Consider the following 24,481-nt stretch of genomic DNA (forward strand, 5'->3'; position numbering starts at 1 on the left):
CGCGCATGTTCACAGGCATTGTTTCAGACATCGGCACCATCGAATCGGTCGACCAGCGCGGTGATCTGCGTGTGGTGGTCCAGTGCGGCTATGACATGGACGGGGTCGATATGGGCGCATCCATCGCCTGTTCCGGCGTTTGCCTGACAGTGGTCGACAAGGGGCGGGACTGGTTCGCGGTCGATGTGTCGGGCGAAACCGTTTCCTGTACCGCGCAAGGACAATTTGCCGCCGGCCGCCGGCTCAATCTGGAGCGGGCGCTGAAGGTAGGCGACGAACTGGGCGGGCATATCGTGACCGGCCACGTCGACGGCGTTGGCACAGTGGCCTCGAGCAACGCCGCCGGTGATTCGCAGGAAGTCGTGATCCGGGTCTCGAAAGATCTGGCGCCCTTCATCGCCGCCAAGGGGTCGATTACGGTCGATGGCGTTTCGCTGACCGTCAATGCAGTGGACGATGATGACGAGGGCGCGCTCTTCACCCTCAATATCATTCCCCATACCGCGCAGGTGACGACGCTCGGCGAGCTCGAAGCCGGCCGCGCGGTCAATCTAGAGATTGATATATTGGCCCGCTATCTGGCGCGGATGGAAAAGCTGCGATCGACGGGCTGAGCGGATTTACGTTCAACCCGTGACAGCCGTGGCCTGGGGTAGAGGATTGGCGTACCGCGCCATGTCGCTCAAGCGGCTGGTGGTGAGCCAGTCAAAGCTCGTTTCTCTTCGATAGAGGTCCTTCGACAGGCTCAGGACGAACGGTAAAAGCGCATCAGGGCAGCGACCCGCCGGTCAGAACGGCAACCATTTCTGCTTCTTGCTGAACTTCATATAACCGACATTGGCGCCAAGCCGCAGGCCCGCGCCAAGGCGGACCGGGATCAGCACCTTGTCGCCGCTGCGTAAATAGCTGACGTGGAAGCCGCCAATGAAATAGGCCGCGCCTTCGCCTGCCGGGAAACGCTGATAGAGTTCTTCTGTGTCATAGAGATTATAGACCAGCACGAAGGTATTGGCGGCATTTCCGCCGATATCAAAGCCGATGGAAGGTCCGGTCCAGTAGACCGGGCGTTCGCCTTCGACCTTGTGATAGAGCTTGCCCGAGCCGTAGCGCAATCCGACGACAAAGGCACCGCTGGCTTCGCGTCCGGCAATATAGGCATTGGGCCGCCCCTGTTTCTTGAGAATATCCTCGATAACCTCGGCCAGGCCTTTCGCGCCCTTGCCGAAAACGCCTTCGGCCGCACCTATCAGGTCGTCGTCCTGATAGGTATTGCTGTCCTCGATGGCTGCGCCGATGCTATCGCCGCTTTGCGCTCCGGTTGTGGCGGTGCCCGAGGGGGCGACAATGTCGGCGTTGATGTCGCTGTCCAGCGGCGCATCCGCAACGGTGGACGAGCGGGAGGTTTCAGGCTCAAAATTCCCGTCATAGTCGGGCGCAGCCAGATCGGCATCGATCACGTCATTGGGATCGACGGTTTCCACCTGGGCAGACGCGGGCGACAGAGCCGGTGTGCCGGCGAGAGCCAATATGGCAAATACACCCAATGATTTCTTCAAGCATAACCGTAACATGGGCAAACTCCTTCCGGTTACCAGCCAAGAACAGGCTCTCGGCCGTCGACTATGACCACGCAATGAACGGACGACGAACGGACTCGATTCTGCGGCGATCCGAGTCCCGCGGTCCCGCTTCCGCCCGTACCGGATTTTTTCCGGCAGGAATCAAAACGGTCCAAATTTCCCGTTGCAGCCAGCGCTATCCGCCGTTATAGCGCTTTTTCAAGCCAAACTGCGTGGACACGTGGGTGAGCGGCTGAAACCACCTCCTTGCTAAGGAGACAAGCCTTTACGGGCTTCGAGGGTTCGAATCCCTCCGTGTCCTCCACTCCCCAATTCCCGACCATCGCCGACCTTTTCCTCCCGCTTTTTGTCAGTTTGAGTGAAACCGCCTCGTGCCGCCGGCTGGCCGCTCAGTCAACCGGTTTCGATGAGCCGCAATGGCATCGAGACAGTTTAACGCGCGCGGAGGGTTACGCGGAACCGGCGGGATCGACCAGCAGGCCGATCGTTTGAACAGTGCAGGTCCTGGTATCCGTATGTTGTCCCCTTTTGCGGGGCGCTGCCGGACGTTTGAACGCCGTGCAGCGTTTGCGGCATGATGGATCGGTTTCAACCGGACCGGCCGCGCGATGCGACATGAATTGCATTGACTATCCGTTCCCGCCCGATCATCAATTCCGCACGCCATCCCGATTTGCAGTTCAGAATATTTGGGCCATGATGAATAATAGAAAAAGCAGAAGAATAGCTCCGAAAGGCGGGATTGCGGACCGCGCCTTGCTGCTTGTGCTGGGGGTCTTCATCGTCGCTATCTGCCTGCTGGGCGGCAGCGCACGCGGCGATGCGGTGCAGCTGATTGTCCTGAGGCCGCTTGCCTGCCTGGTCGCCGGCTATGCTCTCTATCAACTGGCGGCAGGTCAACGGGGCGCGCAAAAGGTCGAGGGGCTGGTGCCGCTTTACGCGGGTCTGGCTGTTCTCGTCGTCTGGATGATCATCCAGCTCATCCCCCTGCCCTATCAGCTGTGGTCGGAACTGCCGGGCCGGGGCCTGATCGCGAGGCTCGATGCCGCCGGCGACCAGAGCGGCTTGTGGCGCCCGATATCCTTTTCGCCTTCCCGGACGGCCAATTCGCTGGCCGCATTGATCGTGCCGCTGGCGGCAGTTCTGCTATACCATGTCTACCCCAACGCGCGCAAAAAGGACTTTCTCTCGCTGATCATCCTGATCGCGGTCTGCAACGCGCTGCTCGGCATCCTGCAGATCCTCGGCCCCAGCGGCGGGCCTCTCTATTTTTATGAATTCACCAATTCATCCGAAGCGGTCGGATTTTTTGCCAACCGCAATCACTCCAGTGTTTTTTCTGCGGTGGCGCTGCTGATCATAAGTTATATGCATGCACAAAATTGGCGCTTCTTCGGCGTCAATACAAAATATACCAGCATGGCCTTGGTCACGTTCTATCTGCTCATTTTTCTATCTTCCATCCTGAACGGTTCGCGTGCCGGTTTCCTGTGTGGCGGCATCGCGCTGTTCATCGGACTGATATTATACAACCTGAAACCCGTGGATGCCGCGGGCCACAGGAAAAAGCAGGGTAACGGGATTGCGTCGATCATCGGTTCGGTCGCGATCGTCGCGTTCAGCGTGCTGCTGGTCCTGCTGTTCTTTGTTTCCGATCGCGTCCCGGCCATCACCCGTCTGATCGAATCGGACAATATGTCGAACCTGAGGACCAGCGCGATGCCGACCCTGCTTGACATGATCGCTACCTATTGGCCCTTCGGTACCGGCTTCGGCACGTTCGACAAGGTCTATTTCATCCACGAGCCGGACGAATTGCTGATGCCCAGCTATTTCAACCAGGCGCATAATGACTGGCTGCAGATTCTCATTGAGGGCGGGGTTCTGGCGGGGCTGCTGGCCCTCGCCGCTGTCTTCTTCTATCTTGTGTCCGTGCTGAAGCTGTTCGCGGCAGCATCCCGTAATCCTGCGCATCTCTACTTCTGGTTCGGCATCATGGTCATATTGGCCGTTGCCAGTCTGGTGGATTATCCGTTGCGGACGCCCTTGTTCAGTGCGGTAGCGGTCTGGATCGTGGCCTTGCTGTTTACGGCCCGGCGCAATCCTGAAGCCCTCGGCTTCAGCGGAAGGCCATGACCGAACGCGGTTTTGGCCTTGGTCCGGCCGGGAAATTTCCCGGTCAACCGGTCCCGGAGAGCGCAACTTCATCACCCGTTCGGAAATAGCGATGGATCGAGGTTGCCTAATCGCGAATTGCTGTTTACGGCTGAATTCCGTTGTGTGGATCAGAGAGTGAAAATGAAAATCCAATTGAAACAATTGTTCATTTTAGCGGTATCGGGGGCTCTGCTGAGCGCTTGTGCAACCGCACCGATCGGCATGTCGAATGATATCGAGCTGACCACTCTGGAAGAGCTTCCCGTCAGCACGACCGCCTCGCCCTATCAGGTTCGTCCGCTGGAAACACTGGAAATCGCTGTCTTCGGTTCAGAGCTGCTGTCCGGCACCTATCTTCCGGATGAGCAGGGACGACTCAATTTTCCTCTGATTGGTCTGGTCGAAACAGACGGTCTGACGCCGTCGGGTGTCGAGGATGTGATCGAGAACAGATTGCGCGGGCAATATATTCTCAATCCGCAGGTTACCGTTCGTCCGACCAAATTGCCGGAACTGACGGTTTCGATCGGCGGTGAAGTGAAAAAACCGGGAACCTATACATCCTCCAACTCGCCCACTTTGCTGCGCGCGGTCTATAATGCCGGCGGCTTGTCGGAGTTTGCGAAATCCCATGAAGTTCTGGTATCGCGGATGGTCGATGGCCAGAAATATATCGGTGTCTACAATCTGACAGCGATCGAGCGTGGCAATTATCCCGATCCCGCTATTTATCCGAATGACGTGATTGCTGTTGGCGATTCGCCTTCGAAACGCTTCTTGCAGAGCGTATTGGCTTATGTTCCCCTTTTAACAAATACTGCTGTTCTGATCGACAGAGTAGCTCGATAGGTTGATTGAATAATGGCGACGAACCTCCAACCTGCGCGATCAGCCGGTGATCGTGATGATTTTGAAACGGCCGCTTCGGATTCCATAAGTCTCCACGATCTGGAGCGTTTCTGGCAGCAGGCGATCAATCTGCGCTATGTGATCCTGGCCATCATTGTCTTTACGCTGATCGTCGGTCTGATCATGACACTGCTGCAGACACCGCTCTACAGATCGACTGCGCGCATCGAGATCAGCCAGATCGAATCCGATGTGACCAATATCGGTGATGTGCAGTTGCAGAATATTGCCAAGGATCGCCAGTATTTTGCGACGCAATATGAGTTGCTCCAGTCCCGCAGCCTCGCAAGCCGGGTTGTCAGCGCCGGTAATCTGACCCGAGACAAAAATTTCCTGGAGGCGTTCGGACTGGGTGAAAAAGCTCCTTCGGAAGCGACGGCGGCCAAAATTGTCCTGTCGAACATCACCATTGCGCCGATTGAATTTTCGAGCCTGGTAGATATCAGTTTTTCCAGTCCGGATCCCAAATTGTCTGCCTCCATTGCCAATCTCTGGGCCCAGGAATTCCTGGGCATGAATTTTGACAAGAGATTTGGCTCCAACGTTCAGGCCCAGAAATTTCTTGGCGACCAGATTTCCGAAATGCGGGAGAAGCTCGAACGTTCTGAACAAGAACTGATCGACTATGCCAACGCAAACGAGATTGTGAATATCACTCCGATCACGTCAGAAGACGGATCCACAGGCGGTGGCCAGACTTTGGCTTCGTCCGAGCTCTCGGCGTTAAGTGGTGATCTGGCGCGCGCGACCGCCGCACGGATCGAGGCGGAAAGCGCTTTGCGGGCAAGCGCGACGGCAGCCGGCGCCGGAGGCGCAACGACGACCCTCAAATCCCGCTTGTCCGAAGTGCAGGCCAAGCTTGCCAGCCTGCGGTCCCAATTTGGCCCGTCCTATCCGCAGATCGTCGCCCTGGAAGCAGAAGAGGCTTCGTTGAAATCCTCGATGCAGGGCGCTTCGAATGACATATCCCGGGAATTGCGGGCGAATTTGCAGAAGGCCCTGCTTCAGGAGCAGGGTTTGCAGAGAGAATTTGACCGCGCCAAATCCGGCTATCTGGGCCAGCAGGGGCAGGGCGTCCGGTACGGAATATTGAAACGCGAAGTCGATACCAACCGTCAGCTCTATGATGCGCTGCTGCAGCGGTTCAAGGAAGTCGGTGTTGTCGGCGCGGGCGAAAATAACATGGTCGTGGTCGACAAGGCCGAAATCGCGCGGCAGCCCTACGAACCGTCTCTCACCCGCAATCTGTTGCTGGCCTTTCTGTTCGGCACCTTTGCCAGCGGCGCACTGGTCATCCTTCGCGAAACGATGGACCAGAGTATCCGCAACCCGTCAGACGTGAAGCGGGTCCTCGATCTGCCGGTTCTGGGTCTCATTCCGCTGATCCCGGAGGGCGCTGTCCATGAACAGCTCGGGGACAAGAAGTCCGAACTGAACGAAGCCTATCAGGCGACCCGGACCAACCTGACCTTCCTGACGGACAAGGGCGCTCCGGCGACCCTGATGTTCACCAGTACGCGACCCGATGAAGGCAAGACCCTCACCGGGGTCGCCGTGGCCGAAAGCTTCGGTCATCTGGGTAAGCGCGTATTGTACATCGATGCCGATCTGCGCAATTCCGGCTTGCACGAAATTTTTGACAATGTGCCCCAGCCGGGCGTGGGATTGAGCGGCTATCTGGCCGGGAACGACGATTTTGCGAAAAGCATCGTTGCGCTGGATTCGCACCCGTTCGATATTCTGCCGAGTGGTAGAAAACCGCCCAATCCCGGTGAATTGCTGGCCGGTAACCGATTGCAGTTGCTGCTCGAACAGCTCAGCACCCGATATGATCATGTCATCATTGATAGTCCGCCGGTTCTGGGATTGGCCGATGCTCTTGAAATTGCGTCAGTCGTCGACGGCGTCGTCTTTGTGGTGGAAGCCAATAGCGGCAAGATCCGGACCATTCAGCAGGCTCTGAGCAGACTCGAAACAAGCGGCGCTCGTATATTCGGAGCGATTGTCACGAAGCTGGACGACCGGAACCAGACCTATGGCTACGGCTATGGTTATGGTTACGGACACAGCTATGGTGACAAAGACGATAGCTGAGCGATGGCCAACGCGCTGATCCCGCCAAGATGAACTGGCTGAAAGCAAGCCTTCTTTCTGTCGGGACCGCCAGTCTGGGCGGCGTGTTGGCGATGCAGGCATTCACCAATGTTTTGGCCAACGATCAACCCGGCCTTGCCGCGGGAGCTTTTCCGCTGAACGGTTTTGCGATGGAGCGCGTTGCTCTGGATCGCCTCAACAGCCAGACTGATGAAACGCTTGCACCTCTGGCCAGAGAGGTGCTGAAGCAGGAGCCACTGTCTCCGGTATCGTGGACCATATTGGCCCTTGAGCAGCAGGATGCGGCCCAAAAAGACGAGATATTGCTGGCCGCGTCGGACCTTAATCGCCGAACCCTCATGTTGCAGTCCAACCTGCTGCTTTTATATGCGTCGCGAGATGATTTCGCCAACAGCATCGCCGTGCTCAACCAGATATTGACCGTGTCGCCGGAGCAGGAAGAAACCATGTTTCCGATCCTGATACAGGCGCTGAAGGACGAACGGTCGGTTCCGGAATTTGTCGAGGCGCTGAACAACAAGCCGGACTGGGCGGATTCGTTTCTGAAGGCCGCGGCAGGGGATCGCGACGCGCTCGCCAATCTGGCGCGCTTGCGGATGCTCCTGTTTGACAAATTTCTCGTCAAACCCGACACCGACAAATCCATTATAGACGCACTGGTCAGGGCAGGTGATCTCGATTCAGCGACAGCGCTATATCGCAAAATCTCGGGGATATCCTCTAGCGGACCGGCCCCTTCGGCGAAGCGGCAGCAACGGCTCGACTGGGGCACAGAAATGCCTCCGTTTGACTGGTGGCTCAACAGGGGTTCCGGAGAGCGTGCGCAGATCGTCGATGAGCCGGAACGGCTGGAATTTTTTGTCAGGCGGGGCAAGGCGGGGGTTTTGGCTGAACGGATCGTGTCCGTACCGCAATCGTTCACGCTGACGATAGAGCATGATGTCTCGCCGGTGGAGCAGCTTGGAGATGTGCGGTTCGCGCTTCAGTGTGAAAAAACCAAGACCCGTTTCTTTGATCGCCCGCTGACGAAAAGTCCGAGCAAATATTCCGTTGGCCCGATTCCAACAGACTGCGCGGTTGTCCGCCTGTCCCTGCTGGCGCGGGCCTGGTCCGACAAGGAGAATCTGAACGGCCAGATCCATTCGATTCACATCAGCGCGCGCTGAATGCGGTGACCGCCTGCGGGCGGTTCACAGCGACATCGAAATTGGGCTCATCGATCGCCGGTTGTCAGGTCTTCCGCCTAGCGGCTTCTATCCAGCAGGTTTTCGATCCGCTGGATTACCTCGTCTTGCTGCTCATCGCTCATGTCGCTTCCCGAGGGCAGGCACAGGCCATTGGCAAACAGCGCTTCGTCAACTCCGGTGCCATGATAGGGGGATCCGGCGTAAAGCGGTTGCATGTGCATCGGTTTCCACAAAGGCCGCGCCTCGATTTCATGCTCTAGCAACATCAGACGAATATCCTCGCGAGACACGCCTGTCTCTTCCGGATCAATGGTCAGGGCCGTGAGCCAGCGGGTCGAGCGATGCCCGTCGGGTTCCGGCATGAAGGAGATGCCAGGTCGGGACAAGGTTGCGCGATAACGCTCGCAGATTGCCCGCCGCCGGGCCACGCGATCATCCAGAACCTCCATCTGCCCGAGACCGATCGCGGCACAGATATTCGACAGCCGGTAATTGTAACCGAAGGTGGAATGTTCGTAATGGGGGGCAGGATCGCGCGCCTGGGTGGCGAGAAAGCGCGCCTGGTCGGCCCAGTCCTTGTGCCGGGTAACCAGCATGCCGCCGCCCGACGTGGTGATGATCTTGTTGCCGTTAAAGGACAGGATCGCCGCGTCGCCGCCGGTTCCGGCCTTGCGCCCCTCGCGATAGGCCGCGCCCAGACTCTCGGCGCTGTCGAGAACGAGCCGGATATCATATTGTGCCGCCAGCGCTTCGAGCGCGTCGAGATCAACGGACTGACCATAGAGATCGGTCGGAACAATGGCTTTCGGCAGGCGGCCGTCCCGATCTGCAACGGCCAGTTCTTCGGTGAGTCGCGCGATATCGATGGTCCAGCTGGCCGGATCGAGATCGAAAAACCGGGGCGTGGCGCCAAGATAGTTGACCGGAAATATACCGCCGGCAAATGTCATGGATGAAATCCAGACCTCGTCGCCGGTGCCGACTCCGGCAATGCGCAATGCCAGATGCAGGGCAGCCGATCCGGAAGACAGGCCGACACAATGCAGGTCGCCACCGAGATAGTCCGAGACAGAAGCCTCAAAAGCCTCGAGCTGCGGCCCCAGGGGGGCGACAAAATTCGAGGCGAAGGCTTGTGCTACATAATCCTGTTCCGTGCCTGACATATGGGGGCGTGATAGATAGATGCGCATGATCAGTCCTTGATTAATGGCCGGGCCGGATTGCCGACAACGGTTTCTCCGGCCGCCACATCGCGAGTGACTACCGCGCCCATGCCGACGGTGGCACCGGCGCCAATGGAGATACCTTGCCGCACTATCGCGCCGGAACCGATATAGGCATGTTCGCCGATTGTGACATTACCATTGGCCTTTGCACCCGGCGCGAAAGTCACATAATCGGCGACCACGCAGTCATGTTCGACATAGGAATAGAGATTGGCGTGGAAACACCGCCCGATCGAGATATTCGATGTCAGCGTCACAAACGGCGAGAGACAGGCGCCCGGACCGATCGCCACTTCGTCCATCTGCACGACCGATGCCGCCCGTGCTTCGACCAGTGGAATATCTGCTGCGGCACATTTATCAGCCAGACGCTGACGGGTTTGCGAATCCGCGATGGCAATCGACACCGCCTTGTCGCGATTTTTGCGCTCCAGAAAAGCGGTCCAGTCGACTATATCCTGTCCGTTCACCCGGCCGGGTGCCTGGCCGTCATCGATGAACAGCAGCTCGGCTCCGGGATATTGTTCGCGCAACAGCGGCAGGATTCCGCGGCCGCACCCGGATGCGCCATAGACGCCAATCAGCCGCGTCATGATCGCGGGCCCGTAAATTTTGGCATGGTCGCTTCCCCTGCTGCCGAGATACCTTCGCGTTTCAGCACCTTGCGGACTGTCAGCCAGATGATCTTCAGATCGAGCCAGAGGCTGCGGTTGTCAACATACCAGACATCGAGCGCGAATTTTTCGTCCCATGAAATTGCGTTGCGGCCATTGATTTGCGCCCAGCCGGTGACGCCGGGACGGACATTATGCCGGCGCGCCTGTTCGGCCGAATAGAGCGGCAGATATTCCATCAGCAACGGACGGGGACCGACAAGGCTCATATCGCCTTTCAGCACATTCCACAGTTCCGGCAGTTCGTCGAGCGAGCTGGATCTGAGGCTACGGCCGAGCGGGGTCAGCCGTTCCGTATCGGGCAAGGCCTGGCCGTCCGGACCGGTTGCGTCGCGCATGGTCCGGAATTTCATCATTTCGAACGGCTTGCCATCCTTGCCGGGCCTGATCTGGCGGAATAGCACAGGCGACCCCATCCCCCGCCGGATCAGGATCACCAGGATCAGCAATAGCGGCGCCAGAAGGGTCAGACCGATGGCGGCGGCCACTATGTCGAACAGGCGCTTTATCATGAGCGCACGGTGTCCCGATCCGTGCCGGGGATCATGTGGGTGCCTATCACAGGCTGGATTGGAATGGGACGCGGACCGGCTTGCGGCGTGTCGGCATCTGAAATTTTCACGCCATATTCCCCTGTGCGATCCCGTCCATATCTCCGCCTATGCCCCCTGTGTCTCGCCCTCGATCACCGCGATCATGTCCCGGTTCACCCGGTGCACATCAAACCGCTGTTTCGCCAGACGATGGGACGCCTCTGACATCTTTAGCAATTCTTCGCAAGACGCGCTGGCCAGCTTGTCCATGGCCTGTGCCAGGGCTGCGGCATCGCGCGGTGGGACGAGGATGCCGTTATTCTCTCCGTCCAGGGTTTCGCGGCAACCCGGCATGTCGGTGGTGATGATAAGCCGGCCGAGGGCTAGAGCTTCAAGCAGCGAGCGGGGAACCCCTTCGCGATAATAGCTGGGCAGAACCACCACATGGGCTGCCTGCATCAGCGGCCGTACATCGGCGACCTGACCATGCCAGGTCAGCACTTGCTCCGCCTGCCAGCGGTCGATCTCGTCGGCGGTCACGCTGTCCGGATTGCTGTCGAGCCCGCCGATCAGGTCGAACTGCACTTGCGGATGACATTCGCGGGTGCGGCGCGCCGCCTCGGCAAATTCGCGCACGCCTTTTGAGGCAATCATCCGTGCAACCAGCACGAAGCGCAGCGGCCCGTCGGGCAGCGGTGCGCGAGCGAAGCGATCAAGGTCGATACCCGATCCATCGACAACCCGGGTCTGCGCAGCCGCCGACAGAATCGTCCGGTCACGGAACAGCGCCAGATCGTCGCGATTCTGGAACACCACGGTCTCCGCCCGTTTGAGGGCGGCGCGATAGAGACCCGAGACCAGCGCCGTCAGCAACCGTTGCTTCGCACCCTTGCCCTCGTTGAACGACAGGCCCAGCCCGGTGATCAGCGCCACCCGTCGCGGCACGCGGGCCAGCCAGGCCGCCAGCGTCCCCCAGATCACCGGCTTGACCGTATAGCCCATCATCGCGTCCGGATGCAGACGCCGCATCAGCCGAGCCAGAGCGACCAGCAGGCGCAGATCGGCCAGCGGTGTCAGGCCGGTGCGATCCATCGGCACATCATGCGGAATAATGCCCATCTTGCGCAACTGCTCCGCCTCGACGCTGCCGGCGCCAAGACCTGGCGCCGCCGCATGAACCTCGTGCCCGCGCGCCTGCAGCGCCTGCAGCAACGGCCCCCGAAAATTCAGCAGCGATCCGGCAAATCCGGCAATGATTATAAAGCGCATGGGATTATGCGCACCGTCCGGTGCTCCAGAGTCGAAGACGCGGAGTCGACTTCGGGACGATATTGCATCGATGTCAGCCTTTCCGCCAAACCACCCGATTCACGAAATCGGTGTAGCTGTGGATGATCCGGACGATTTTCTCCGATACATTGTCCGGTGCATAATCGTCCACCAGATGCAGCGCCCGTTCCGCGCCGCGGGGCTGGGACTGGAGTATCTCCAGGCCCTGCAGCACGCGTTCGGGGTTCATCCCGACCATCATCACCGCCGCTTCTTCCATCCCTTCCGGCCGCTCGTGCGTTTCGCGGATATTGAGCGCCGGGAAATTGAGGATCGAGCTTTCCTCGGTAATCGTGCCGCTGTCCGAAAGCACAGCGCGGGCGTTCATCTGTAACGCGTTATAATCGGAAAAGCCGAAGGGTTTCATCTGATGCACGCGCGGGTCTAGCTTTGCGCCGGTCGCCTCGATCTTGTTGCGGGTGCGCGGATGGGTAGAGAGGATCACCGGCAGCCCGAAACGCTCGGGCAGCATGTTGAGAATTTCTACCAATCCCTCGAACTGGCGCGGGTCCTCGATATTTTCCTCGCGATGCGCGCTGACCACGAAATAGCCGTGCTTTTCCAGTCCGAGCTGCTCCTGGACATTCGTGGCGGCGATGCGGTCCTCATAGGCGGACAATACTTCGCGCATCGGGCTGCCGGTGACAATCACGCGCTGCGGGTCCAGCCCCTCGCGCAGCAGATATTCGCGCGCGATCTGGCTGTAGGTCAGGTTGATGTCGGCGGTATGGTCGACGATGCGGCGGTTGATCTCCTCCGGCACGCGCATGTCGAAACAGCGGTTGCCGGCTTCCATGTGGAAAGTGGGAATTTTCAGCCGCTTGGCGCTGATCACCGCGAGGCAGCTATTGGTGTCGCCCAGCACCAGCACCGCATCGGGCTGCTGTTCGGCGAGCACCTTTGCCGATTTTGCGATGATATTGCCGATCGTTTCGGCGGCTGTGTCTCCGGCCGCTTCCAGAAATATATCAGGCTGGCGCAGGCCCAAATCCTCGTAAAATATGCCGTTCAGCTCATAGTCGTAATTCTGTCCGGTGTGGATGATCAGATGGTCGCAATGCCGGTCGAGCGCGGCCATGACGCGGGATAACCGGATCAGCTCCGGCCGGGTGCCGACGATGGTGGCGATTTTGAGTTTCTTTGTCATAGCGCTCAGTCTTCCTGCGTGCGTAAAATCACTGCTGATATTTTATATTTTCGGGCAAGGTAGCTTAAACGCGAAGCGCGCGATTTGGCTCTGTCTATTCCGCCTCGGAGCATGATCAGTCGTGCGATGTCGCCCAGTAATGATTTTATCGACTGAATCGGTGTTCTCGTGCGTCGCAAATCGGACCATCGTCCGCCATCCACCAGAATCTCGCTATCCACTATCCGCGTGTCAGGGAAAAGAGCATGTATTTCTTCCGGTGTCGGCCGGTACATCGTGTCAATCGGGTCAAGATGATATGGATAATCGTAGGGCACTGTAACAATGATATATCCACCGGGTCTCACAAAGCTTTTGCAGGCGGCAGCGAATGCGGCGGGATCGACGAGATGTTCGAGCAGATTGCAAAGCAAGAGCGACTTCGCTTGCACATCTTGAAGTTTCGCGCCGACAACCGGATCGAATATATCGCCGACAATCTCCACGCCCTCAGCATCACGAAGATCTGTTGTAATGATACGTACACCCCGTTCCCGCAGGGGAGCATGGACAAACTTCTCGATATGGGGTTTTGCTACTGTACGGAATTCGAGGCTGGAGGAACCGATCTCCAGCAAAGGCGACAGTTCCGACACATCCATGTCATTGAGATGTTTTTGTAACCATTTTGCTTCGATCAGTCTCATATGTTTTATCCTGAAAATTGCCGCATTTAAGTCAGTAATTTCGCAATCGTATCCGGACGGTCCCGGTCGAACAGCTCGTTGGCCCAGAGCATGCAGATCAGCTCGTCCTCGCCGATATTGGTGATGTCGTGGCTCCAGCCCGGCACCGTCTCGACCACCATGGATTCCTCGCCATGCGTATCGAGCGCGTGGGTTTCGCCGCTGTCCATATTGTAGAAGCGGAACCGGGCCCGGCCCTTGAGGACCAGAAATTTCTCGGTCTTGGCGTGGTGGTAATGGCCGCCACGCGTCACCCCCGGCCCGGCGGTGAAAAAGCTGAACTGGCCGGAATGCTTGGTGCGCAGCATTTCGGCGAAGACGCCGCGCTCGTCGCCGTGGCGAGTGACCGGATAGGCGAAATCGGCGACCGGAAGATAGCTGATATAGGTGGCGTAAAGCGCGCGGCCGAGCCCGGTACCGGTATCGCCGACGGTGTGCGTCTCGCGGATTGCCCGGTAGTCGCGCAGCCGGTCGGCCAGATCCTGCAGGGTGATGCTATATTCCGGCGTGATGGCGGTGATCTGGGCGCCGCTGCCCGGCGCAGCCAGCCAGGCCAGCCAGCCGGTGATCACATCATCGACATGGACCAGTCGCACTTCGGCATCCGGAGCGCTGATCGTGATCGGCAGATCGCGGGCGATATTGTGGCAGAAGGTGGCAACGACCGAATTGTAATTCGGGCGGCACCATTTGCCGAATATATTGACCAGCCGACAGATATTGACCGGCGCGCCGCTGTCGCTGGCCAGCGCCTGCAAATGGGCTTCGGCGTTCGCCTTGGTCCGGCCATAAGGCGTGTCGCGATCCACCTGGATGGTGGACGCCGCAATCACCGGAATGGCACTCGACCGGTCGCGCAGCAATTCGCACAGCCGCGCGGTATAGCGGTCGTTGATTTCCTCGAATTCCGCTTCCGTTTCCGGCCGGTTGGCGCCAGCCAGATGCACCACGGCTTCCGCCCGGTTCACCATGTCGGCCAGATCGCTATCGCTGGTGGCGCGGGTTGCACCGAGCACAGCATGGCCGGCTTCGCGCAGGCGCAGCGCCAGATTGCGACCGATGAAACCATTTGCTCCGGTAATCAGGACATCCATGTCAAACCTCGGAATCTGCCGGTTCACCGGCCAGTGTGGAACGGATGAAAGGAAGCTGCAGCAGCAGGTCTTTCATGCCCTCGACATCAAGCTGTTGCGTGTTTTCCGACGTATAGTCAAAGGATTCGCTGATCCGGCTTTCCCCCGATTCGACATAGACGCCGTAATTCAGGTCGCGCATGTCGGCCGGCACCCGGTAATATTCGCCGAGATCCACCGATTGCGCCAGTTCTTCGCGCGAAAGCAGGGTCTCGTGCTTCTTCTCGCCATGGCGCGTGCCGAGAATGTTTATCGGATGGTCGGGCTTTTCAAACAACTCGAGCAGCGCCTTGGCGAGGATGTGGATGGTCGCGGCCGGCGCCTTTTGCACCAGAACATCACCGGTCACGCCCTGCTCATAGCCGAACAGCACCAGATCGACGGCATGGTCCAGCGTCATCATGAAGCGGGTCATGTCAGGGTCGGTGATCGTCAGCGGCTCGCCCGCCTGGATCTGGCGCACGAACAGCGGGATGACCGAGCCGCGCGAGGCCATGACATTGCCATAGCGGGTGCAGCAGATGGTCATCCGTTCCGGATCAATCGCGCGGGCCTTGCCGGTCGCGACCTTTTCCATCATTGCCTTGGAGGTGCCCATCGCATTGATCGGGTAGACCGCCTTGTCGGTGGACAGGCAGATCATCCGCCTGACGCCGGCGCGGTGCGCCGCATCGATCGCGTTGGCGGTGCCAAGGACATTGGTGTTCACGGCCTCGAGCGGAAAGAATTCGCAGGACGGAACCTGCTTCAGCGCGGCGGCGTGAAACACGAAATCGACGCCGTGCATGGCATCGGACAGGCTGTCACGGCTGCGCACGTCGCCGAGGAAGAATTTGAGCTTGTCGTTGCGATACAGCTTGCGCATATCGTCCTGCTTCTTCTCGTCGCGGCTGAAGATGCGGATTTCGCGGACATTGCTGTCCAGAAAGCGCCGCACCACGGCATTGCCAAAACTGCCGGTGCCGCCGGTGATCATCAGGCAAACATCATCTAACATGAATATCATTCTCCATAAGGGTCCGGTCGGGGGCAGGGGCATTGCACTGCGCCAGCAGCCGGACAAGGGCTTCGCTGTGAACTCTATAATCGAAATTGGCTTCGGCTGTCGCGCGAGCGGCGCGGCGCATCGCCGACAGATGTGCCGGGTCGAGCGTCAGGGCCCGCTCGAGAATTTTCGCCAGATCGCCGGGGGCAGGGGAAGGGCAGACCAGACCGTTGACGCCATCGTCCAGATGGTCTGCCAGATCCGAGGTCAGGTTGGTGATCACCGGTGTCCCGAGGCTCAGGCTCTCGCCGAATTTGGTCGGGAAACCGGCGCTCGAAACCCGGTTGATCCGGCGCAGAAAAATGGTGAAATCGGCGGCACGCGTGATCGCGACGGACTGCTCATGGGTGACGCGGCCGTGCAGGGTCAGTCCCGGCGGCACCGCTTCGTGATCGCGCAGGCTGGGCAGGGCCAGCACTTCCTCCGCAGTAGGTCCGGCGATATCGAGGCGGATACGCGCCCCTTCCGGGTCGAGCCGCATCAGGGCGGTGACGACCGTGTCGAGCAGATCGTTCGAGGCCGACCCGCAATAGGACAGCCGCAACCGGCCATCAGCAGATGGGCTCTCCAGCACCGGTTCCAGCGCCGGGACATCCAGGGTCGGCGGCAGTTGCGCCACGGCAAGACCGCGCCGCCGGTAATAGTCGGCGAGATAGGATGAGATCGCGATCACGCCGTCCAGCCGGGGGATCAATGCGCGCATCGCCAGTTCGATATTCCACAAATAGGGCGATTTCAGAAAGCCGGCCGTGCTGCTGGCAGTATACCATTCCACGGCGTCGAAGATCAGCGGTATATTGCGCCGCCTGGCCATGCCGGTCAGTTGTAGCAAATAGGGCGAATATCCGCTGTACAATATGATCGCGGCGGGTGGCGTTGGCGCGCGCGCGATCCAGTCCCGCGTGCGGCTGCCGGTAAAGATATATCGTGCCCGCTTGAGCGCGCGGGGCAGATGTTCGGCGTCGCGCTCCCCGGTCGAGGCCAGACTGATCCCCGGTGCGAAGGGCCGCGCATCGCTGCCCGAATGATCGATCTGGGCCGAGATGATCGTCACCCGATAGCCCGCCGCGACCAGCGACTGGGCATTGCCAAGCACGCGCCGCGCGCCGGCCCCGCCCTCGGGAAAGTCGAAGGGGACGACATAGGCGATCCAGGGGGAGGTTTTAGATGTTCTGATCACGATGGATCCAGCCCCGAAAATTGAGGTGCCGAGAAGAGACGGTGTCCGAGGTATAGCGCTCCGGCTGGTGTGAGGTGCCGACCGTCGTAAGTGATTAATCTACCGGATTCATTGAATGCCGGACAGCGGTTTCCATCGCAGAGTATAGTCAATGGATCCACAAACACGTCTTGCCCGAGTGCGCCAGATAGATTGGCATTGACTACCATAGCACCCGCTCGCGGTTTCACTCGGAGGCGTACCGCGTCGCTCAGGCTGTCTTGTAGAAGGATTTTTCGGTCACGTTCGAAATCCTTTGAACCAATCACGCGCAGCACCGCGTCACTGCGCGAACCCAGCGTTTCGATAGCGGCAAGGGAAGAATCCATTCGACTGCTGTTCCAAAAGAACGCCATCAAAATGATGTCAGCCTGTTCGATTCGTAAATCCGTGCGGAGCTGCCCCCACGCATTCCGGCAACGAGAGAGATAACGTTCCGATATATTGGCTTCAGCTTCTTTCCCGCCTAAACTAGCGCCGCAACGTGCAGGTATATGCAGGGCAGCGATCTGATCATCCTCAAATACGCGGTTCGCGCGGATCATGTTGAACAAATCTTGAGAAAAGGAATCGCCGATGATCAGCACCCGTCGTCCTGGTGCCTTGGTTTCGAAAGACCGCGCCAATGCCTCCTCATATTCGGGACTGTCTGTATAATCCGTGGAATCAGCCGCAGAGATGGCGACAACATCGCGTTGCCACGTTGGATAACTATCGGCAAAACCGGCTCGAGCGAGAATAACTGTAGCGGCAAGAATGCATATTGCGGCCGTCGATATTACCCATGTCAGCAAAAGCTTTGAGGGCATGCGCTGACGATTCCGGAACGGCCTTTCGATCCATCGCCAACTAATTGCAGCTAGAATGAAAGTCACAACCGACAGGATGAGTAAAACCGATAGTGGCGCATCTCCACCAAAGTGTAAGCGGGCAAATACGAACAATGGCTGATGCCATAAATATGCGCTGTAGCTGACAAGACCAATCGAAACGACAAAAGGTAAGGACAGCACCTTACCTGAACCGCTTGTCGGTCGTGAAAATCCAATTACTAGAGCCGTGCCGACCACTGGAATCAGCGCATATCGGCCCGGAAAGGGGGTGATTTCCGAGAATAATGGAACAGAAACTGCGATCATCGCGAGGCCTATCCAGCCAGCGATTGCCGCAGGGCCCGGAAACCGGACAACTGCTGTATCAAGCCGACTGAAATGCACAGACACCAATGCTCCCATACCCAACTCCCAGGCTCGGGTCGGCAAAACGAAAAACGCTACATCGGGTTGGCGTGTGGACATCCAGTCAGCGAGTATAAAGCTGACCAGAACGATAGCCCATAGGAGCCCGAAAACCCATCGGCGACCCAACCGCGCTGCCAACATCAACAGAGCAGGCACAACGAAATAGAACTGCTCTTCTACCGCGAGGCTCCAGAAATGAAGTAGCGGTTTCAGTTCGGATGCGGTTTGGAAATAGCCGCTGGACAACAGAAAGTGGATGTTCGCAGCAAATAGCTGTGTGGCTATCAGGCTTTTTGCATAATCGATCAGTTGATCCGGGTACATGGTCAGCAGAGCGACAGGAATTGTCAGCACCGAAACCAGCAACAATGGGGGGAGTATCCGGCGAATTCGCCTCTCATAGAAATTGCGATAGGAAAATTTTCCGGTTTCAATTTCGCTCAGAATGATCCGGGTAATCAGAAAGCCGCTGATGACAAAAAATACATCGACACCTATAAAGCCGCCGGAGAAGCCTGGCATTCCGGCGTGGTAAAATAGAACCACCAGAACGGCGATTGCACGTAAACCATCAATCTCTGGTCGGTAATTACGCGCGTTCATATTGAGGACCTACTCAGCTCTTTGGCCCTCTTGAACAACGCCGACAGCGTATCTAGCTTGCTTGCGTCGTCAAGCAATGCAGCGGGCAGGTGGTTGTTCGTGAGTGCATGCCGCATTAGGTGATTACCAATAGAGAACATCTGGGAACTCCCGTTGCAGGTTCTCTCGATCAGCCTTGTAATATTCCTGAAGCAACACTTTTGATTCTGGCGTCAATATATCCTTGTGCGGAACCGGATTTGTGAACGGCCATTTCCCGAACAGGAAGGAGAAGCCCCGACCGATATTGCGCAACAGTTGCGAGGGACGATATTCCTTGCGCGAACGGCCGAGTGAGTAATTATAGGTCAGGGCGTTCGGCAGCTTGCGGAAAAAGGCGCGTCGATAATCATAGCTGCCGACGTTTTTCTCACGTTTTTCCTGAATTTGATCCGGATCAAACGGCACTTGCAGGAAGGTACACAGCCTCTGCATAACCGTGCCAAAATCTTGCTGTATCGCCTTCTGGCTGGTGATGAAAATACTGTCAGGGCCGTAGACTTCCCGGACATGTGTCAGGCTGGAGTGATAGATTCCGTTTCTCAGCAGCGCCATTCCCGATATGTGTTTTGACAAATAATTGCCGTGAAACATCGCATGGATCGCGCGGTTTATTTCCATGACCGGGAGCTTGGCGCTGTTCATCAAATGGAAGTAATGGGACACAAACCGACTGACCGGTTCCCGGCAGACCATGATCATTTTGCAATCCGGGGAATGGTCCTTGAGCCGGTCGATGGCCACTATATCGGTAAATATGGTCGGTCGCTTTATTCCCTTAAGCTGCCCGTCGGCCGCGCCGGAAAAATCAAGCTGGCGCGCAACACGACCCTGTTCGAAATCGGGCGATTCAAAACATGCCAGTTCGCCAAGCGGCAGATATAGCGACGGGTGATTATGCAAATAATGCTGGACGGCCGTTGAAGCCGATTTCTGCGCGCCGATTATGGCGAAATCTATCCGGGTACCGGAGCCGTGGGCAGTCATTTGCTGACCTTTCCAAAAAACAGCATTTCAATCATGTCCAGTTTATGCGCATCATCCAGCAAGGCAGCGGGCAAGCGGTCATTGGCTAATGTTTCGCGGAGCGTATCATCCGTCATAAGCTTGTGCATCGCATCAAAAATGGAATCGGCATCCTGCTCGGCGATCAGGCCGGTTTCGCCGTGTACCAGCTGCTCGTCGACTCCGGATACGCGGGTGGCGACGACCGGTTTTCCCATTATCTTGGCTTCGTTGACGACGCCACACAGGCCTTCGTAATTCGACAGCATCGCCACCAGGTCGCTATGCGCATAAGCGGGGAAGGGGTTCTCGATGCGGCCAAGCAGGTGCACATGCCGGCTCAAATCCCGTGCGGCTATCTCGGCTTCGATGTGGTCGCGGTCGGGGCCATCACCCAGCACGAACCAGTCGAAATCCACACCCGCATCCACCAGACGGCGCGCCACCTGTGTCATCCGGGTCAGCCCCTTGGCTTTTTCATGCAGGCGGCAGACAGAAGCAATGCGCAGAGCGCCGTTTCGTCGGGGCGGAAAGGGATCCCTTCCGGCCTGCGCCCGCGCCCGCATTTCGCCGGGGTTCAGGATATTATAGATGACATGCGCCTTGTCTGCGGCTTCGGGCACGGCGGCAACCAGCGACCGGCGCGCCACATCCGAGACACAGACAAAGCCGGTGAATGTATTGAGATTGCGACCTATGCGCTTCTCTATGTCGTTGCGCTTGCCCATCTGCGACAGATCGTTGCGGATGAAATGGAGTTTTGCGGGCGCCCTTGTCACATGGCGGACCACCCAGGTCGGGGCGCCGGTCATGCCGACTGCGGCCCCGTCATAGCGCCGGAAGGCAAGACGCAAGGCGCTGAGTACCCCCCAGACCCCGCGGAGCACCCGGACCAGAGGATTGGAGGACCGTTTCCCCGGACGCAGATGGATGACTTCAATCGCCGGATCGAGGCGCTTTTCCAGCGTCCCGCCACCCTCTGTCAGGACCAGCGTGATGCGCGCGCCGCGTTGCTGCAGGGCATGCAACAGCCGCAAAGTCGACATTTCACCGCCGCCGATGTTGAACTGGGAAAGGTGGAACAGCAGATTCATCTATCAGCCCGATCCGATATCCGGCGCACGCTGGCCGGCATGCGCCGGTTACGCAGGAAGCGGCGTAGACGGCCGGGCAGCGATCCCGAATAGATTTTGTGAAAGGCCGCCAGTACGCGCGGATCTTCGGGAGGCAGGGCCGGATCCAGCGCCGATCCGGACGGCGCCAGCGCCGTGTGCATCCGGTCGTGGGCTCCGGTATGCGTGCCGCTGCCATCGAAACCGATATTCTGCACCAGATTGCGGACCGGATAGAGGGCCACGCGGTCGTTGATGACGTGCCACAGGTTGAACATGATCGACCAGGAATCAATTCGCCCGTCCAATTGCCTGCCCAGCCGGTCGAGCTTGTCCGATCCGGTCGCCATGAACCGCTTGCGCAACGCCCTGTCCTGCCACAGGCGCGGGGCATCGCTGCCGGACCAGTCGACGGTTTCCCAGCGGTCGCGCCAGGTGGCCCAGCTGTGGCTGCAGCTGCGCGGGACGGCGTAGACATCATGCGGGTAATCCGCCGGCGGCTGGGGTATCGGACAATAGCCCGTGACCGACCCGACTTCGGCGGTCTGCTCATGCCGTTCCAGCGCGCTGTTCATGAACCGGAGAAAATCGGGGGCCACCAGCAGGTCATCCTCGAGCACGATGGCGGTCCCGTGCTGATCAATAACCCGGGTGACGCCTTCGACAATGGATCGCGCCAGTCCCTTGTTTGTTTCTGATGCGATGATCGTGACTTGCGCGAAATCCTGTTGCCAGCGCGGATCGTCCAATATGCTACGGACCGCCGCGACCTTGCCTTCGGCTGCGGCATTTTTCGGTCCGTCCGAGAAGATCCAGAGACTGGTGTCGCTTGCGCCGCTGGCCGCTGCAAGGGCGGCAAGCGTCTGCTGCAGGTGATCGGGCCGCGCATAGGCGAACAAGGCGACCGGAGCGAGCGCCCGGCTCATCCCGCCTGCCCCGCTACCACCGTCTGATAGACGGCCACCAGTGTCTGGATGATAAGTTCGGGATTGTGTGTAGTGCTGGCACGCAGATGCGCGGCTTGCGAGAGATTTTCCGCCAGACTGTCATCCTCGAAAATACGCTGCAATTGCCAGGCGAGCATGGCCGGATCACCCGCGCGATAGAAAAGCGCCTCTTTCCCGTCCTGTGCCATGGATGGCACGCCCCCGACATAAGAGGGCACTGCCGGGACGCCCATCAGCATCGCTTCGGCCAGCGTGTTCGGGCTGTTCTCGATCAGCGAAGAGAGAACCACCACGTGCGAGCGGCGCATCCGCTCGGCCATGTTCTCGGCGTCAAGCTGTCCCGTGAAAATAACATGATCGCGCAAGCCGAGATCCGAGATAAGATCCATCAGATAGACCGAATAGCCAACCAGCCTCTGTGCCGACAGCCGGGACAGCGACCACGGATTGCGGCCCGCGATATAGAGCTTGGCATCGGGGAATTTGTGACGGATTTGTGCCAGCGCCCGGACGGCAAAATGCACACCTTTCAGTGCCGAGGCTCCATTGCCGACAAAGATCGAAAAGGGCTCGCACTCGTCGCGGGACCAGCGTTTCTCATAAAAGGGATCGCGCAGGATGCGCGGGCAATGATGATATTGGGCTTTCGGATTCAGCCAGTTCGCCTGGGCCCGGTCCCAGATCGTGCGGCCCAGAATATGATCCGCCATGGCGATGGTCTCGCGCTCGCCGCGCAGACGGGGCAGAAATTTCAGCAGATTGTTGGCCAGCAGCGCCAGCCCGACGATCACATGCTGCGGATGCCGGATATTGAGAAAATCGCCCGCGGAGAGATGGCCGAACTGATAGGGTTTATATCCGTTGATCACACCTTGCAGCGAAATCAGTCGCCGGCCGGACCAGCTCGACAGGAAGCGCCGCGTGTAGGCCATTTCGGTGCCTTCGACATGCAGGATATCGGGGGCAAAGTCGGAGAGAACCCGGTCACAGTCGGCTTGTCTGATATCGTAGCTGTCCCCCTTGGACTGGGGAATCGCGAAATAGTCGATGCCATCCTGATGGACATGCTGGAGATTTTTCACCGGCGCGCGCATCGCCACCCCGAGGCGCAGGCCTTCGACCTGTGCCAGACGACTGGTGGTCACAGAGAGCCAGCCGCCGAACGGGGTTTCGGGCACGCCCAGTCGGGAGGCTACCGCCGGCAGGACGATATTGGACGTCCAGAGTACGGATATCGGCTTTCCGGTCATGCCGGAGACACTCGTCTGGCCGTCGATGTGGCTGGGCGAGGAGGTTTAGGATTGCTGCCGAATTCCCGAGTGATCGCGCAGGCGACCGGGAACATGATGAAAAGCACGACGCCCACCGCCATGGTCACGCTGTTCAACAAGGGAAACAGGATCATCACGGCCAATACGCCACCGGTCATGCTCAGCATGCCGGGGTGTTGCCGGAGCATCCTGACCGGAAGGTAGAGCATCAGGCCCATATAAAGCATGCCAAAGAACAGGCCGCGCTGCGCAAAATAGTCCAGATAAGCTGAATGGTTGCCGACACCGCGGTCTCCCAGAACCCCGAAGATCGGGTTCTGCAGAAAGGAATTGATACTGCGAAGATAGCGTTCGGTCCGGTCGGCCACCGTTCCGGTCGATCCTCCGGCTTCCAGAGAAAGCTGGAGATCGCGCAGCTTGTGGACGAACGATGTCCCGTCGGCGAGGGGGATCAGCAGTTCGGTGATATCCTGCAGGAATATCTGTCCCAAAATAACCAGAAACAGGGCCACCAGCGGAGCCATCAGCAGGATCCAAGGACGGGTTCGCAAATACATGAGGGACACGGCCAGCGTAGCGACCAGCAAGATCACAGCGATCGTGAAGCCGGCGCGCAGGACCAAAATAGCGATGAGCGCAAGCATGACTGGTGGCATCAGACGAAACGCACGCGGGAATGCCCGAAGGAACCGTGGTGCAGATGATGTATCGAACAGGCGCCATCGAAAGGTCATCAGCACCAGCACGGGAATGAGAATGAGCGAAGAATAGATGAGCGGATATCCTCCGACGCCCTGCTGCATCAGTTCCAAGGACTCATCCGATGAACGGACCACGGTCCTCGCTGCATGGGCTCCGAATGTATCAAAGCCCCGGATGGTGCTGAACCACCAGATCGGCAGCGTTAGCATCATCGTCCAGAACACCGGCGCCAGACTTTTCGGGTCATGCCGGCGGCTTTCGTAAATGATCAGCAGCGTGAACAGGATATACATTTGAATGTGGGACACCAGGGTCCATTCGCGAAGCATATACCAAAGCGTCAGGTCATAGGCAATGAACAGGCCTGCACCCAGAACCGGCCACGTCGGCCGGAGGAAAATTCCGTTTGTGCGCACGATTTCCAATAGACCCCATGTGACGAGCGCGAGCAGTGCCACCGCCCTCGCGAGCGGATCGGCAGTCAGCGGCGGGCTCATGATCCACAGACACAGGATTGCCAGCGCAAAATTCTGCAGGCTGATAATATTTAGTTTCATGGCAGATCAACACTCATGTAGATGG

Annotated in this window: 21 protein-coding genes and 1 tRNA gene; 6 read left to right on the forward strand and 16 right to left on the reverse strand. The window is 58.5% G+C overall.

The window, feature by feature from the left end; genetic code table 11:
- Positions 1–5: 5 nt before the first annotated feature.
- Entirely contained in the window at positions 6–614 is a 609-nt protein-coding gene (locus SPHFLASMR4Y_RS11870; RefSeq protein WP_089133736.1) for a riboflavin synthase, read from the forward strand.
- 174 nt (positions 615–788) lie between these two features.
- On the opposite strand, the gene SPHFLASMR4Y_RS11875 is transcribed toward SPHFLASMR4Y_RS11870, so the two are convergent.
- Positions 789–1,571 (reverse strand): DUF1134 domain-containing protein, encoded by a 783-nt coding sequence (locus SPHFLASMR4Y_RS11875; RefSeq protein WP_089133737.1) that lies wholly within the window; start codon positions 1,569–1,571, stop codon positions 789–791.
- A gap of 223 nt (positions 1,572–1,794) precedes the next feature.
- Between SPHFLASMR4Y_RS11875 and SPHFLASMR4Y_RS11880 the strand changes: the two genes are divergently transcribed.
- The 5 genes from SPHFLASMR4Y_RS11880 to SPHFLASMR4Y_RS11900 all read left to right on the forward strand — a co-directional run bounded on the left by SPHFLASMR4Y_RS11880 (position 1,795) and on the right by SPHFLASMR4Y_RS11900 (position 7,927).
- Positions 1,795–1,884, forward strand: a tRNA-Ser gene (locus tag SPHFLASMR4Y_RS11880).
- Between the two features lie 392 nt (positions 1,885–2,276).
- Positions 2,277–3,716, forward strand: coding sequence for an O-antigen ligase family protein (locus tag SPHFLASMR4Y_RS11885; protein ID WP_186265928.1), 1,440 nt, complete (start codon positions 2,277–2,279; stop codon positions 3,714–3,716).
- 162 nt (positions 3,717–3,878) lie between these two features.
- Positions 3,879–4,586 (forward strand): polysaccharide biosynthesis/export family protein, encoded by a 708-nt coding sequence (locus SPHFLASMR4Y_RS11890; RefSeq protein WP_145955525.1) that lies wholly within the window; start codon positions 3,879–3,881, stop codon positions 4,584–4,586.
- Between the two features lie 12 nt (positions 4,587–4,598).
- Positions 4,599–6,740 (forward strand): GumC family protein, encoded by a 2,142-nt coding sequence (locus SPHFLASMR4Y_RS11895; RefSeq protein WP_089133740.1) that lies wholly within the window; start codon positions 4,599–4,601, stop codon positions 6,738–6,740.
- Positions 6,741–6,769: 29 nt separating this feature from the next.
- The gene (locus SPHFLASMR4Y_RS11900; protein ID WP_089133741.1) at positions 6,770–7,927 is read left to right on the forward strand and encodes a hypothetical protein; all 1,158 of its coding nucleotides are present in this window, start codon (positions 6,770–6,772) and stop codon (positions 7,925–7,927) included.
- A gap of 77 nt (positions 7,928–8,004) precedes the next feature.
- Here the strand turns inward: SPHFLASMR4Y_RS11900 and SPHFLASMR4Y_RS11905 are convergent, their stop codons facing one another.
- From SPHFLASMR4Y_RS11905 to SPHFLASMR4Y_RS11975, 15 genes are all read right to left on the reverse strand, one after another.
- Positions 8,005–9,138, reverse strand: coding sequence for a DegT/DnrJ/EryC1/StrS family aminotransferase (locus tag SPHFLASMR4Y_RS11905; RefSeq protein WP_089133742.1), 1,134 nt, complete (start codon positions 9,136–9,138; stop codon positions 8,005–8,007).
- Positions 9,139–9,140: 2 nt separating this feature from the next.
- A complete protein-coding gene (locus SPHFLASMR4Y_RS11910; protein WP_089133743.1) occupies positions 9,141–9,767 on the reverse strand; it encodes an acetyltransferase in 627 nt (208 codons plus the stop codon).
- Complete coding sequence (locus SPHFLASMR4Y_RS11915; protein WP_145955527.1) at positions 9,764–10,360, reverse strand: sugar transferase; 597 nt, start codon at positions 10,358–10,360, stop codon at positions 9,764–9,766. Before SPHFLASMR4Y_RS11915 ends, SPHFLASMR4Y_RS11910 begins: the two co-directional genes overlap by 4 nt.
- A 147-nt stretch (positions 10,361–10,507) precedes the next feature.
- Complete coding sequence (locus tag SPHFLASMR4Y_RS11920; RefSeq protein WP_089133744.1) at positions 10,508–11,650, reverse strand: glycosyltransferase family 4 protein; 1,143 nt, start codon at positions 11,648–11,650, stop codon at positions 10,508–10,510.
- A 73-nt stretch (positions 11,651–11,723) separates the two neighbouring features.
- A complete protein-coding gene (gene wecB, locus SPHFLASMR4Y_RS11925; protein ID WP_089133745.1) occupies positions 11,724–12,857 on the reverse strand; it encodes a non-hydrolyzing UDP-N-acetylglucosamine 2-epimerase in 1,134 nt (377 codons plus the stop codon).
- A gap of 5 nt (positions 12,858–12,862) precedes the next feature.
- Positions 12,863–13,543: a methyltransferase type 11 gene (locus SPHFLASMR4Y_RS11930; RefSeq protein WP_089133746.1), complete on the reverse strand. Its 681-nt coding sequence runs from the start codon at positions 13,541–13,543 to the stop codon at positions 12,863–12,865.
- A gap of 26 nt (positions 13,544–13,569) precedes the next feature.
- Positions 13,570–14,676: an NAD-dependent epimerase/dehydratase family protein gene (locus SPHFLASMR4Y_RS11935; protein ID WP_089133747.1), complete on the reverse strand. Its 1,107-nt coding sequence runs from the start codon at positions 14,674–14,676 to the stop codon at positions 13,570–13,572.
- Position 14,677: 1 nt separating this feature from the next.
- Positions 14,678–15,712, reverse strand: a complete 1,035-nt coding sequence (locus SPHFLASMR4Y_RS11940) for a polysaccharide biosynthesis protein (RefSeq protein ID WP_089133748.1) — start codon at positions 15,710–15,712, stop codon at positions 14,678–14,680.
- The gene (locus SPHFLASMR4Y_RS11945) at positions 15,702–16,940 is read right to left on the reverse strand and encodes a glycosyltransferase (RefSeq protein WP_089133749.1); all 1,239 of its coding nucleotides are present in this window, start codon (positions 16,938–16,940) and stop codon (positions 15,702–15,704) included. The genes SPHFLASMR4Y_RS11940 and SPHFLASMR4Y_RS11945 overlap by 11 nt, the downstream gene beginning before the upstream one ends.
- Positions 16,937–18,823 carry an acyltransferase family protein gene (locus SPHFLASMR4Y_RS11950; RefSeq protein WP_089133750.1) on the reverse strand — a complete coding sequence of 629 codons (1,887 nt, stop codon included), beginning with the start codon at positions 18,821–18,823 and terminating at the stop codon, positions 16,937–16,939. Before SPHFLASMR4Y_RS11950 ends, SPHFLASMR4Y_RS11945 begins: the two co-directional genes overlap by 4 nt.
- Before the next feature lie 123 nt (positions 18,824–18,946).
- Positions 18,947–19,849, reverse strand: coding sequence for a sulfotransferase domain-containing protein (locus SPHFLASMR4Y_RS11955; RefSeq protein WP_089133751.1), 903 nt, complete (start codon positions 19,847–19,849; stop codon positions 18,947–18,949).
- On the reverse strand, positions 19,846–20,961 hold the full coding sequence (locus SPHFLASMR4Y_RS11960; RefSeq protein ID WP_089133752.1) for a glycosyltransferase: 1,116 nt from the start codon (positions 20,959–20,961) through the stop codon (positions 19,846–19,848). Before SPHFLASMR4Y_RS11960 ends, SPHFLASMR4Y_RS11955 begins: the two co-directional genes overlap by 4 nt.
- Positions 20,958–21,905 carry a glycosyltransferase gene (locus tag SPHFLASMR4Y_RS11965; protein WP_089133753.1) on the reverse strand — a complete coding sequence of 316 codons (948 nt, stop codon included), beginning with the start codon at positions 21,903–21,905 and terminating at the stop codon, positions 20,958–20,960. Before SPHFLASMR4Y_RS11965 ends, SPHFLASMR4Y_RS11960 begins: the two co-directional genes overlap by 4 nt.
- Positions 21,902–23,176: a glycosyltransferase family 4 protein gene (locus SPHFLASMR4Y_RS11970; RefSeq protein ID WP_089133754.1), complete on the reverse strand. Its 1,275-nt coding sequence runs from the start codon at positions 23,174–23,176 to the stop codon at positions 21,902–21,904. The genes SPHFLASMR4Y_RS11965 and SPHFLASMR4Y_RS11970 overlap by 4 nt, the downstream gene beginning before the upstream one ends.
- The gene (locus tag SPHFLASMR4Y_RS11975; protein ID WP_089133755.1) at positions 23,173–24,456 is read right to left on the reverse strand and encodes a hypothetical protein; all 1,284 of its coding nucleotides are present in this window, start codon (positions 24,454–24,456) and stop codon (positions 23,173–23,175) included. The genes SPHFLASMR4Y_RS11970 and SPHFLASMR4Y_RS11975 overlap by 4 nt, the downstream gene beginning before the upstream one ends.
- Between the last annotated feature and the right edge of the window lie 25 nt (positions 24,457–24,481).

This window comes from Sphingorhabdus sp. SMR4y, assembly GCF_002218195.1.
Lineage (GTDB): Bacteria > Pseudomonadota > Alphaproteobacteria > Sphingomonadales > Sphingomonadaceae > Parasphingorhabdus.

Coding starts and splice junctions, on each gene's coding strand:
- SPHFLASMR4Y_RS11940 (WP_089133748.1), bottom strand. CDS start 15,712: ATGTTAGATGATGTTTGCCTGATGATCACCGGCGGCACCGGCAGTTTT.
- SPHFLASMR4Y_RS11890 (WP_145955525.1), top strand. CDS start 3,879: ATGAAAATCCAATTGAAACAATTGTTCATTTTAGCGGTATCGGGGGCT.
- SPHFLASMR4Y_RS11950 (WP_089133750.1), bottom strand. CDS start 18,823: ATGAACGCGCGTAATTACCGACCAGAGATTGATGGTTTACGTGCAATC.
- SPHFLASMR4Y_RS11960 (WP_089133752.1), bottom strand. CDS start 20,961: ATGAATCTGCTGTTCCACCTTTCCCAGTTCAACATCGGCGGCGGTGAA.
- SPHFLASMR4Y_RS11885 (WP_186265928.1), top strand. CDS start 2,277: ATGATGAATAATAGAAAAAGCAGAAGAATAGCTCCGAAAGGCGGGATT.
- SPHFLASMR4Y_RS11910 (WP_089133743.1), bottom strand. CDS start 9,767: ATGACGCGGCTGATTGGCGTCTATGGCGCATCCGGGTGCGGCCGCGGA.
- SPHFLASMR4Y_RS11915 (WP_145955527.1), bottom strand. CDS start 10,360: ATGATAAAGCGCCTGTTCGACATAGTGGCCGCCGCCATCGGTCTGACC.
- SPHFLASMR4Y_RS11905 (WP_089133742.1), bottom strand. CDS start 9,138: ATGCGCATCTATCTATCACGCCCCCATATGTCAGGCACGGAACAGGAT.
- SPHFLASMR4Y_RS11970 (WP_089133754.1), bottom strand. CDS start 23,176: ATGACCGGAAAGCCGATATCCGTACTCTGGACGTCCAATATCGTCCTG.
- SPHFLASMR4Y_RS11935 (WP_089133747.1), bottom strand. CDS start 14,676: ATGGATGTCCTGATTACCGGAGCAAATGGTTTCATCGGTCGCAATCTG.
- SPHFLASMR4Y_RS11870 (WP_089133736.1), top strand. CDS start 6: ATGTTCACAGGCATTGTTTCAGACATCGGCACCATCGAATCGGTCGAC.
- SPHFLASMR4Y_RS11900 (WP_089133741.1), top strand. CDS start 6,770: ATGAACTGGCTGAAAGCAAGCCTTCTTTCTGTCGGGACCGCCAGTCTG.
- SPHFLASMR4Y_RS11895 (WP_089133740.1), top strand. CDS start 4,599: ATGGCGACGAACCTCCAACCTGCGCGATCAGCCGGTGATCGTGATGAT.
- SPHFLASMR4Y_RS11975 (WP_089133755.1), bottom strand. CDS start 24,456: ATGAAACTAAATATTATCAGCCTGCAGAATTTTGCGCTGGCAATCCTG.
- SPHFLASMR4Y_RS11920 (WP_089133744.1), bottom strand. CDS start 11,650: ATGCGCTTTATAATCATTGCCGGATTTGCCGGATCGCTGCTGAATTTT.
- SPHFLASMR4Y_RS11875 (WP_089133737.1), bottom strand. CDS start 1,571: ATGTTACGGTTATGCTTGAAGAAATCATTGGGTGTATTTGCCATATTG.
- SPHFLASMR4Y_RS11955 (WP_089133751.1), bottom strand. CDS start 19,849: ATGACTGCCCACGGCTCCGGTACCCGGATAGATTTCGCCATAATCGGC.
- SPHFLASMR4Y_RS11930 (WP_089133746.1), bottom strand. CDS start 13,543: ATGAGACTGATCGAAGCAAAATGGTTACAAAAACATCTCAATGACATG.
- SPHFLASMR4Y_RS11965 (WP_089133753.1), bottom strand. CDS start 21,905: ATGAGCCGGGCGCTCGCTCCGGTCGCCTTGTTCGCCTATGCGCGGCCC.
- wecB (WP_089133745.1), bottom strand. CDS start 12,857: ATGACAAAGAAACTCAAAATCGCCACCATCGTCGGCACCCGGCCGGAG.